The following is a 10,772-nucleotide window of genomic DNA, read 5'->3' on the forward strand; positions in this document are numbered from 1 at the left end:
TATGGTATGAATCTACTCTTCTCGCGCGATCTCGATGACTCAAAATTGCGCCATTTCGCCGCCTAGGCGACCTGAACCAGTGCCGATATGCCTCAACGCAAACCAAAAAAACTTCGCCCCGGCGGACTGATTAAGAAAATCCGCAAGCCGATGGCGCCGCCGTCGAAAACGATCGAAGACCCGACCAAGTACAAGCGCGAGCGCGAGCTGGAAAAGCTGCGCCGCGAGGAAAAATCCGGAAACTCCTGATGCCAACTCCAATAACCGGACAGATTCGAGTCGGACTTATCGGCGCCGGCCTCATCGGCCAGTTGCATTCGATGATGCTCCGATACGTCGCCGACCGCACCGAGCAGAGCGTGCGGGTGGTTTCAGTCGCCGACATATCTCACGCGGCGGCTGAGAATCTTGCGGCGAGATGGCAGGGCGCTAAAGCGCTCGAGTCGGCCGAAGAGATTATCGCGGATCCCTCGATCGACGCGGTGTGGATCTGCACGCCGACCGCGATGCATCGCACGATCTGTATTGCCGCGGCGGAGGCCGGGAAACATATTTTCTGCGAGAAACCGCTTGCGATGACCACGGCGGAAGCATCTGTCATGGCGGCGGCGATAAAGGCGTCCGACGTAATTAGCCAGGTCGGACTCGTGCTGCGCTTTTCGCCCGTCTACAACGTGATCAAAGCGATGTTCGAAGAGCCGGATGGCGGCAGATTGCTCAGCGTCACCATCCGCGACGATCAGGATTTTCCGACCCGCGGTGCGCATGCGAGCGCGTGGCGCAACGATCCGTCGCTGACCGCCGGCGGCACTCTAATCGAGCACAGCGTTCACGATTTCGATCTGCTGACGTGGATGTTCGGTCCCGTTGCCAGTCTCTATTGCCGCACCCGCAACCTGAACGGCGCCGATGGCGTCGAGGATTTCGGCGCGACCTCGATGGAATTCGCCGGCGGTGCGCATGGCCAGCTCACTTCCATCTGGCATCGGATGATCGCGCGGCCGAGTAATCGCCGACTGGAAGTTTTCACCGAGAACTTGTTTGTTGCATGCGACGCCGATACGCTCGGGCCGATTGTTTTTCAGCGCGGCTCGGGTGCGAACGAGGAGACACTGAGCAGCAGCGAAGTGATGGACCGTTTCACTGAAAAGATTCTGCGCGAGCGCCCGTACCTGACGCCAATCAAGGATCGGCTGATGATTCCGTACGCCGCCGAAGACGCGACCTTTATCGCCGCGCTCAAGGGCGCGTGCAATCCGGATCCTGAATTTGCGGCTGGGGTCGCGGCGCAGCGTCTGGTCGAGGCGGCTTACGAGTCGGCGCGGACGGGAGTTCCGGTACAATTAAAAAGTTAAAGTGTTACTTCAAGTGAGGATGCATTCCAATTCATGATCGATTTTGAACTCAGCGAAGAACAACAGATGATCCGTGACAGCGTCGGTGCGTTCGCGCGCGAGAAGATTCGTCCCGCCGCGCGATCCGCCGACGAAAGCGGCGCGATTCCCACCGCACTGGTGGCAGAGGCGTGGCAATTCGGATTCGTCAGCGGCGCGATCCCGGAGAAGTTCGGCGGCGGCGGTGACGCCCGTTCGGCGGTTACCGGTGCGATCGTCGCGGAGGAACTCGGCTTCGGCGACATTTCGATCGCGCTGCACGTGCTGGCACCGCGGCTGTTCGCATTTCCGATTGTCGAGATGGGCACCGACGATCAGCGCGCCAAATACTTGAAGCGATTCACCGGCGCCGACTTCGCCGCCGCAACCGCGGCCGTGATGGAACCGCGCTTCGATTTCGATCTGTCCGCGCAGCAGGTTTCCGCCAAACGCGACGGCGCTGGATACGTACTTAACGGCGGCAAGTGTTACGTGCCGCTCGCGGCGGAATCGGATTCCATTCTGATCTATGCGACGACTGACGCGTCGAAGGGCTTCGCGGGCGTGGACGGCTTTATCGTACCGCGCGGCGCCGCTGGCGTTACGATTTCCGAGCGCGAGAAGAACATGGGACTCAAGCCGCTCGCGACTTACGAGTTGACGCTGAAAGATTGCCGCGTCGGCGCCGATGCGCGCCTGGGCGGTGACAAGGGAATCGACTTCTCGCGACTGATGAGCGAGTCGCGGGTCGCGTTTGCCGCGATGGGCGTGGGCGTGATGAATGCCGCGTTCGAATACGCGCGCGACTACGCCAAGGAGCGCAAGGCGTTCGGCGTGCCAATCGCGACCAAGCAGGCGATCGCGTTTATCCTCGCCGACATGGCAATCGAGATCGACGCGGCGCGCCTGCTGGTGTGGGAAGCGGCGTACAAGCTCGACAAGGGCGGCGACGCACTGAAGGAAAGCTACCTCGCGAAAAATTATGTTGCGAATAGCGCGCTCAAGGTGACCGACAACGGCGTGCAGGTGCTCGGCGGCCATGGCTATATCCGCGAGCATCCGGTCGAGATGTGGCTGCGCAACGCGCGCGGATTTTCCGCAATCGAAGGAATCGCGACGGTCTAGCAGACCGCGACGGAGATAATCATGATCGATTTTGAACTCGAACCACAAATTTTGAACCGGCTGCAGATGTTCCATGCGGTTTCGGAGCATATGATGCGGCCGATCTCGCGCGACTGCGACGAGCACGAGCACACCAAGCCGACTCAGTTCTACGAGTCGATGTGGTCCGCATCGGCGGCCGCCGATATCCAGGTCGGCAACGACCGCAGCAAGAAGGCTGACGGTGCTGCAGCCTCCGCACCGCGTCGCGCCAATCTGATGACCGTGCTCAGCACCGAAGAACTCTGCTGGGGCGACGCCGGGCTATACCTGTCGACGCCGAACTCGGGACTCGGTGGCGCGGCTGTCATGGCGGCGGGAACGCCAGAACAGAAGGAACGTTTTCTCAAACGCTTCAAGGAAGGCAAGCCGAAGTGGGGCGCGATGGCGATCACGGAGCCGAGCTTCGGTTCCGATTCGTCGCAGGTCACGACCACCGCAACCCGCGATGGCGACCATTGGGTGATCAACGGCACCAAGATTTTCTGCACCGCAGGCGAAATGGCGGCGGAAAAGTCCGACGGCTTCGTCGTGGTGTGGGCCACCGTCGACAAGAGCGCGGGCCGCCCGGGGATCAAACCGTTCGTGGTCGAGCACAACACGCCCGGCATGACCGTCGCGAGGGTCGAGAATAAACTCGGCATCCGCGCTTCCGACACCGCCGCGCTCATCTTCGACAACTGCCGGATTCCGCTCGACGCTTTGCTGGGCAGCGCCGAGGTCCGCAAGGAAGGCGGCTTCAAGGACGTGATGGCGACCTTCGACGCGACCCGGCCAATTGTCGCGGCTATGGCGATCGGAGTGGGGCGCGCGGCGCTCGACTTCGTCCGCGATTTCCTCAAGCAGCATAACGTCCCCGTCCGCTACGGAATCTCGCCGCGGCGTCTGACCGCCGTCGAGCGCGACTTCATGGAGATGGAAGTGCAGCTGCAGGCTGCCCGACTGCTCACCTGGCGGGCTGCATGGATGCTCGACACCGGCAAGCGCAACAGCCTCGAGGCCTCGATGGCCAAGGCGAAGGCGGGCCTCGCAGTTACGCTGATCACGCAGAAGGCGGTCGAGCTACTCGGGCCGCTCGGCTACTCGCGCAAAATCCTGGTCGAGAAGTGGATGCGCGACGCGAAGATCAACGACATCTTCGAGGGCACACAGCAGATCAACATGATAATTATCGCGCGGCGGATACTGAACTACAGCAGTAAGGAACTGAATTAAAAGCGGGGCTACGCGCCCCGCGCCCGCGGCAGGGGTGACCCCTGCACCCAGTATTAATCGCAAAATGGCGAGGACGCCCTTTTGCTCAGGTGCTTTTTCCTGGGTCGTTCAGAGCGAAGCGCTCTTATCTACCTCTACCAAGTAAGTTGCTGGCGACTACGTCGTCAGCAACGGGAAATATCCCCAACAAGTTCGAACAGGGACGAAGTCCCGCATCTTTCTTTCACTGGGTGCAGGGGTCACCCCTGCCGCGGGTGCGGGGCACGCAGCCCCGCATTTAGTAGAACCACTTGCCGTTGTCCCAACGGAAGATTTCCGTGGTGTGAGTGTCGCTGACGGTCCTCGGCGCTGCGTGCCGGGCTTCATCCGCGGATCTGCCGGCGATGTAGTATTCGAATTCCTCGTAAGTGATCTTGCCGATCGAGTAGCCGTCCCTTGATTGATGCGACTCGCAGCCGGAGACCTTGCCGTAAGCGGTGTAGGTGGCGGTCTGGTAGCCGTCTTTCTCGTTGAATTTCAGGTTGGATAGGTTATTGGTCTCGCGATCGTGCAGGTCCTGCTCCCAGTGTTTGCAGAAATCCGGGAACAGCGCGGACGCCTTCCTGAATTCGATATCGCGCTTGATCCGATCGGGCGTGATTTTCGCGACCAGCGCTTTGACCTTCTGCCCCAGCGTCTTCTTCGGTCCCGTTGATACCGCAGTCGTGGTCAGAGCGGCGCTATCCGCCGGTATAGACGATGCCGATGCGGCCTGATCTGGAGCTTCCGATTGAGCATAGACCGGCGACACCCCTATCAGGGCGGCTAAAGCGAGCACCACCACCGCGATCCCTATTCCTACTTTCGGCTCCGATTTCATAGCGATGGTTTGTATAGCAGAAACGCGCCCACGCGTCAGCATCCTGAGGGCAAAAAACGGCCGCAGCCCCCTTGAGAGGGACTGCGGCCGGTATCGGACGTTTCAGCTTTGGCGCCAGTTACTGTTCGGGCACCAGCTCGACGCGACGGTTCTGAGCGCGTCCCTCAGGCGTACTGTTGGTGGCGACGAAGTTGGTCTTGCCGTAGCCGTGCACCCTCAACTGGCTGGCCTGGATACCGCCATTGAGCAGGTAGTTCGCCACTGCGTTCCCACGGCGCTGGGACAGCCCAAGGTTGTAGTCCACGCTGCCGATGGCATCGCAGTAGCCGTTCACATCGATCACGACGCCAGGATTGGCCTTGAGAGTGGTGACGGCTTCATCCAGAACGGCCGCATCACCCGGCCGGATGATTGCCTTGTTGAAATCGAAATGCACTCCACGCAGCACGAGCTTCTCCCTGACTGGAGGCGGTGGCGGCGGTGGAGGAGGCGGTGGTGGAGGCGGTGGCGAAGCTGGTGGCGGCGCTGGAGTCTCCACGTAGAAGCCAATTATGCCGCCGATCAGAGCGCCCATTACTACCCCGACGGGGCATCCGATCTCATAAGCCTCTTTGGAACCGTTTATCGCGGCCATGCCGCATCCGAATCCTCCGCCAACAACTGCGCCGGTAGCGGCTCCGATGGCGTAGCCCTTCTTCTGCTCAGGCGACCATGAGGAGCAAGACGAAAGTGTCAAAAGGACGATACTAACTACTGCGCTAATCCACTTTTTCGATCGAAGCACGAAGACCCCTCCCCGAGTTGCGAGCCATTTCCGTATTCAAACTCCGCGAATTTTGGCATTTTTGTAAAGCTAGGTCTATTGAGGGGATGTATCGTCACAAAGCACGCATCTCGTAACAGCTCCTTTACACAAGAAAACGGCCGCAGCCCCCGAAAGGACTGCGGCCGGTAACAGACGTTTCAGTTTCGGCCAGACTTAGTCGTTAGGCACCAGTTCGACGCGACGGTTCTCGGCGCGGCCCTCAGGCGTATCGTTGGTGGCGACGAAGTTGGTCTTGCCATAGCCGTGCGGAATCAGCTGGCTCGACGGGATGCCGGCCTTCACCAGGTAGTCCACGACCGCGTCCGCACGACGATCGGACAGCTTGAGGTTGTACTCCTCGCTGCCGATCGCATCGCAATAGCCGTTGACGTTGACCGTCACGTTCGGGTTGGCCTTCAAAGTAGATGCGGCCTCATCCAGAACTGCGGCATCACCCGGCCGAATTCGGGCCTTGTTGAAATCGAAATGCACTCCGCGCAGTACCAGCTTCTGCCTTACGGGCGGTGGCGGTGGCGGTGGAGGCGGTGGCGGTGGTGGTGGCGGAGGAGGAGGCGGCGGCGGTGGCTGGATTATCGGATCGCAGATGTAGTGTCCGGCCAGAGCTCCTAGAACCGCGCCAGCGCCACCGAGGCCAGTGGCCCATGCGACATTGTTTTCGTGATCGCCTGTATTTTCGTTGATCGCGACGCCGATTCCCGCGCCGGCGCCCGCACCGAGAAGTCCACCGACGACCGCGCACGTGCCCCATCGCCGCGGAGCTGAGAGATTTGCGCATCCCGACGCCGTCAGTAAAACGGCGCAAGCTGCCACGCAAACCCAATTTTTCACTTTAACCACAAGTACCCCTCCTAGGTTGAGATCATTCTCGAAAAAGACTGACGCATTCTGCCATTTTCGGGGCGTCAGGTCTATTAAGGCACACAAGATGTCTTATAACTCGTTCCTCGCGTGACAATTCATAGAAGAATGGGGCCGCAGCCCCTCGATGGGACTGCGGCCGCTTGGCGGACGTTTCAGTTTCGGACTGACTCAGTCGTTAGGCACCAATTCGACCCGACGGTTCTGAGCGCGACCCTCGGCCGTATTGTTTGGGGCGACGAAGTCGGTCTTGCCGTAGCCATGCGGAATCAACTGGCTCGACGGGATACCGTCCTTCACCAGGTAATTCACGACGGCGTCCGCGCGCCGATCGGACAGCTTGAGGTTGTATTCCTCGCTACCGATAGCGTCGCAATAGCCGTTGACGTTCACCGTCACGTTCGGATTGGCCTTCAAGGTAGATGCGGCTTCATCCAGAATGGCCGCATCACCCGGTCGAATCCGGGCCTTGTTGAAGTCGAAATGCACCCCGCGCAGCACCAGCTTCTGCCTTACGGGCGGCGGCGGTGGTGGCGGAGGAGGCGGTGGTGGTGGAGGCGGGGGCGGCGCAGACGGCGGGACCGGCTTCGGCGCCAGCAGGTAGCCATTGACGGCTCCGATCAGAGCACCAATCACGACGCCGGTCGGGCATCCAATCTCATAGCTCTTCGCGGAGCCACTTACCCCGGCGGCAATCCCGCAACCCAGTCCTCCACCGATAAGAGCGCCCGCGGCTGCTCCGCCAGCGGTGTATTCTTTCTGCGCAGGCGTCCATGACGCGCATGAGGAGACAGTCAGCAGTACGACGGTCGCTCCTGCTCCAATCCAATTTTTCCAACTAGTCACCAGGTACCCCTCCATCAGGTTCAAGTTATTCCGGAATCAAACGTGACAATTGTGCCTTTTTTCGAAGCACGGGTCTATTCAGTACCGCAAAATGTCTCATACCTCGGGCCTCGTAATAGTTTGACAACAAAGGACCTTCGAGACAAAAAAAGCGGCTGCAGCCCCTTGGAGGGACTGCAGCCGCCGCTACAGACAGTTCTCAGTCTCGCTCCGACCTACTCATTCGGTACCAGTTCGACGCGCCGGTTCTGAGCACGACCCTCAGGCGTGTCGTTGGTGGCGACGAAGTTGGTCTTGCCATAGCCGAGCGGAATCAGCTGGCTCGACGGGATGCCGGCCTTCGTCAGGTAATCCACGACCGAGTCCGCACGCCGGTCGGACAACTTGAGGTTGTACTCCTCGCTGCCGATCGCGTCGCAGTATCCGTTGACGTTGACCGTCACGTTCGGATTGGCCTTCAGAGTGGTAGCGGCTTCATCCAGAACGGCGGCGTCACCCGGACGGATATTGTACTTGTTGAAGTCGAAGTGCACTCCACGTAGCACCAGCTTCTCTTTGACCACAGGTGGCGGCGGAGGAGGCGGTGGTGGCGGAGGCGGTGGCGGCGGAGGCGGCGGTGGCGGCACGATTACTTCATCGCAAATGTAGTGGCCAGCGAGCGCACCGAGTATTGCGCCTCCTGCTGCACCACCACCACCGGCCCAGGCCCGGGAGTCGTTGCTGCTATTGCTGTGCGACCCTTGAGTGTTATCGACAATGACAATACCGATGGCAGCGCCGGCGCCTGCGCCGAGCACTCCTCCGATGATCGCGCAGCTGCCCCATTTGCGGGGCTGCTGCAACCACGCGCAACCGGTCATGGTGGACGCGAATAACGCTACGCTTGCGACCGCGGCGACAGCATTCAAAAGCCTTGATTTGAATCTCATGGACTCCTCCTCACCCAAGTGCGTCTAATCGCGAAGTGAACCCCTCACTCGCTCCCGAACCGCGAACCTATGCAAACGGGTATAACCCCACCCAATTGACGGGGAAATATAGTTATATTCGTAACAAGAATGCAACACGTCCGAAGGGAGATGCCGCGATATTTATGCCCGGGCTGGCCTGCCTGATGCCGGCGCGCGCCCGAGATTGCCTGTGGATAACCAGTGGATAAGTGCGGCGGGAGTTGCGTCGCTCGGTGAGATCAAGCGTAACTCATCACGCCGCCGGACTCCTGTAAAAGGAGTCCGGCGCGGTCGTGCGAGCCGCATTATTGATGGTGCTGCTTGGTGTGGACCGCTTGGGTGGCTTCGGCGTGATGCACTTCATTTTCGTGATGCACGACTTCGTCGTGATGTACGCCTTCGTCGTGATGCATTGCGTCCTCCGGATGCCCGAACCACTCGGGATGACTATTCTGGTCGGCTCTCCAGTCCGCATGGCTCTCCGCCCATTCGGGATGGTTCTTGTACATCCAGCCGGGATCGTGCTGATGCCACCAGTCGGCCTCGTGCCACTTGTGATCGGGACCGTAGGAGCCCCATCGGTCGTGGTTGGGCATCTTTCCCCAGACGCTGGGATGGTTCTGCATGAACTGTTGCAGCTCGGGGTGCTCTTCCCGGAAACCCTTGTTGTAAATCAGGTCCGGATTGCGGTCGAGCTTGGCTTTCACGTCAGGGTGATCGTTAAGAAACTTGTCTAAACGCGCCTCGTGGTACTGCGCCGCCGAAATCGACGGTATCGCCATCGCGATCATCACGATCGCAACCGCCAGTAAGGGTTTGAGATGCTTCATACGCAATTTTTCTCCTTCTCGGACCTCGGGTGGGTTCCTCTCATCCAGCAATGGATATGCCACAAATCCGCTGGCTGCGCAGCATAGCATTTCGGCGGCACATGCGCGTACTCACTGGAATTCTCGAATGGTCGTTCCTCCCAAAAGGTGCATCGCCGTCATATTTGGGTTAACCGCGATGTCAGCGGTTGTCCTCGGAGTTGGCGGTCTAACTTCGAATTACGCATCAAAGCGTAACCTGCTAAAATACGGAGTTCATCATGCTTTCACTCGCGCGTGGCAAAGAGGGAACTTTCAAGCTGGTCTCGGGCTACAAGCCTGAGGGTGATCAGCCGGCTGCGATCGATTCGATCGTCGCCAATCTCAACGACAAAGTGCCGCATCAGGTGCTGCTCGGCGTCACCGGCTCGGGCAAGACCTTCACGATGGCCAATGTGATCGCGCGCGTGAACCGGCCGACGCTCGTGATGGCGCCGAACAAGACGCTCGCCGCGCAGCTGTATAATGAGTTCAAGAGCCTGTTCCCCGAAAACGCGGTCCGCTATTTCGTCTCGTATTACGACTACTACCAGCCCGAAGCGTACGTGCCCTCGACCGACACCTTCATCGAGAAAGACGCGAGCATCAACGACGAGATCGACAAGCTGCGGCATTCGGCCACCAAGGCGCTGCTCGAGCGCAACGACGTGCTGATAGTGGCGTCGGTCTCATGCATCTACGGCCTCGGCGAGCCCGAGGTGTACTTCGAAATGGTGGTGTTCCTCGAAGAGGGGCAGACCATCGACCGCGACCGGATGCTGCGCAAGCTGGTGGACCTCCATTATCAGCGCAACGACTACGACTTTCATCGCGGGACGTTCCGGGTGCGCGGCGACACGGTCGAGATTTTTCCGGCATACGAAGAGCAGCGCGCGGTGCGAGTCGAGTTCTTCGGCGATCAGGTCGAGGCGATGTACGAGATCGACGCGCTGCGCGGCAAGGTGATCCGCAAGCTGCAGAGCGTCGCGATCTACCCGGCGTCGCATTACGTAACGACGTCCGATCGGATGGAAAACGCGGTGCGCAATATCCGCACCGAACTGAAGGAGCGGCTCGAGTTCTTCCGCGCCGAGAATCGCCTGCTGGAAGCCCAACGCCTCGAGCAGCGCACGATGTACGACCTCGAGCTGCTGGCTGAGATGGGCTTCTGCCCCGGAATCGAAAACTACTCGCGTCATCTGACGGGCCGGCTTCCCGGACAGGCACCTCCGACGCTGCTCGATTACTTCCCGAAAAACTCGCTGTTCTTTATCGACGAGAGTCACGTGACGGTTCCGCAAATCGGCGGGATGTATCGCGGCGACCGATCGCGCAAATCGGTGCTGGTTGATTTCGGATTCCGGTTGCCGTCGGCACTCGACAATCGCCCGCTCAATTTCGAGGAATGGGAATCGCACATCGCACAGGCGGTGTATGTTTCTGCGACGCCCGGCGACTACGAGCAGCAGAAATCAGGCGGGCTGGTCGTCGAGCAGCTGATTCGTCCGACCGGACTTATCGATCCCGAAATCGAGGTGCGCAAAGCCGGGACGCAAGTCGACGACCTGCTCGAGGAGATTCACAAACGCGTCGCCGTTAATGAGCGCGTACTGGTGACCTGCCTGACCAAGAAGATGGCAGAGGACTTGACCGACTATTACCACGATCTCGGCATCCGCGTGCGCTACCTGCATTCGGATATCGAAACGATCGAGCGCGTCGAGATAATCCGCAGTCTGCGCAAAGGGGAGTTCGACGTGCTGGTCGGAATTAACCTGCTGCGCGAAGGCCTCGACCTGCCCGAGGTGTCGCTGGTCGCGATCCTCGACGCCG

Annotated in this window: 11 protein-coding genes; 5 read left to right on the top strand and 6 right to left on the bottom strand. The window is 59.9% G+C overall.

Going from position 1 to position 10,772, the window contains the following annotated elements:
* The first annotated feature begins 87 nt into the window (after positions 1-87).
* From WB650_RS05695 to WB650_RS05710, 4 genes are read left to right on the top strand one after another with little or no spacing between them, the layout of a single operon-like run.
* On the top strand, positions 88-249 hold the full coding sequence (locus tag WB650_RS05695; protein ID WP_422303314.1) for a hypothetical protein: 162 nt from the start codon (positions 88-90) through the stop codon (positions 247-249).
* On the top strand, positions 249-1,355 hold the full coding sequence (locus WB650_RS05700) for a Gfo/Idh/MocA family protein (RefSeq protein ID WP_422303315.1): 1,107 nt from the start codon (positions 249-251) through the stop codon (positions 1,353-1,355). Before WB650_RS05695 ends, WB650_RS05700 begins: the two co-directional genes overlap by 1 nt.
* Before the next feature lie 33 nt (positions 1,356-1,388).
* Positions 1,389-2,498 (top strand): acyl-CoA dehydrogenase family protein, encoded by a 1,110-nt coding sequence (locus WB650_RS05705; RefSeq protein WP_422303316.1) that lies wholly within the window; start codon positions 1,389-1,391, stop codon positions 2,496-2,498.
* Between the two features lie 21 nt (positions 2,499-2,519).
* Positions 2,520-3,752: an acyl-CoA dehydrogenase family protein gene (locus tag WB650_RS05710; RefSeq protein ID WP_422303317.1), complete on the top strand. Its 1,233-nt coding sequence runs from the start codon at positions 2,520-2,522 to the stop codon at positions 3,750-3,752.
* Positions 3,753-4,029: 277 nt separating this feature from the next.
* On the opposite strand, the gene WB650_RS05715 is transcribed toward WB650_RS05710, so the two are convergent.
* From WB650_RS05715 to WB650_RS05740, 6 genes are all read right to left on the bottom strand, one after another.
* Positions 4,030-4,611: a hypothetical protein gene (locus WB650_RS05715; RefSeq protein WP_422303318.1), complete on the bottom strand. Its 582-nt coding sequence runs from the start codon at positions 4,609-4,611 to the stop codon at positions 4,030-4,032.
* 118 nt (positions 4,612-4,729) lie between these two features.
* A complete protein-coding gene (locus WB650_RS05720) occupies positions 4,730-5,347 on the bottom strand; it encodes an OmpA family protein (protein WP_423959740.1) in 618 nt (205 codons plus the stop codon).
* Between the two features lie 243 nt (positions 5,348-5,590).
* On the bottom strand, positions 5,591-6,274 hold the full coding sequence (locus WB650_RS05725) for an OmpA family protein (RefSeq protein WP_423959742.1): 684 nt from the start codon (positions 6,272-6,274) through the stop codon (positions 5,591-5,593).
* A 192-nt stretch (positions 6,275-6,466) separates the two neighbouring features.
* Positions 6,467-7,141, bottom strand: a complete 675-nt coding sequence (locus WB650_RS05730; protein WP_423959744.1) for an OmpA family protein — start codon at positions 7,139-7,141, stop codon at positions 6,467-6,469.
* Between the two features lie 215 nt (positions 7,142-7,356).
* Complete coding sequence (locus WB650_RS05735; protein ID WP_423959745.1) at positions 7,357-8,070, bottom strand: OmpA family protein; 714 nt, start codon at positions 8,068-8,070, stop codon at positions 7,357-7,359.
* A gap of 326 nt (positions 8,071-8,396) precedes the next feature.
* Positions 8,397-8,921, bottom strand: coding sequence for a hypothetical protein (locus tag WB650_RS05740; protein WP_423959747.1), 525 nt, complete (start codon positions 8,919-8,921; stop codon positions 8,397-8,399).
* Positions 8,922-9,181: 260 nt separating this feature from the next.
* Here WB650_RS05740 and uvrB point away from each other — a divergent pair.
* The coding region (uvrB, locus tag WB650_RS05745; RefSeq protein ID WP_423959749.1) for an excinuclease ABC subunit UvrB at positions 9,182-10,772 on the top strand (1,591 nt) is incomplete at its 3' end.

It is taken from the genome of Binatus sp. (SeqCode) (assembly GCF_049584895.1).
In the GTDB taxonomy this organism is placed as follows: Bacteria; Desulfobacterota; Binatia; order Binatales; family Binataceae; genus Binatus.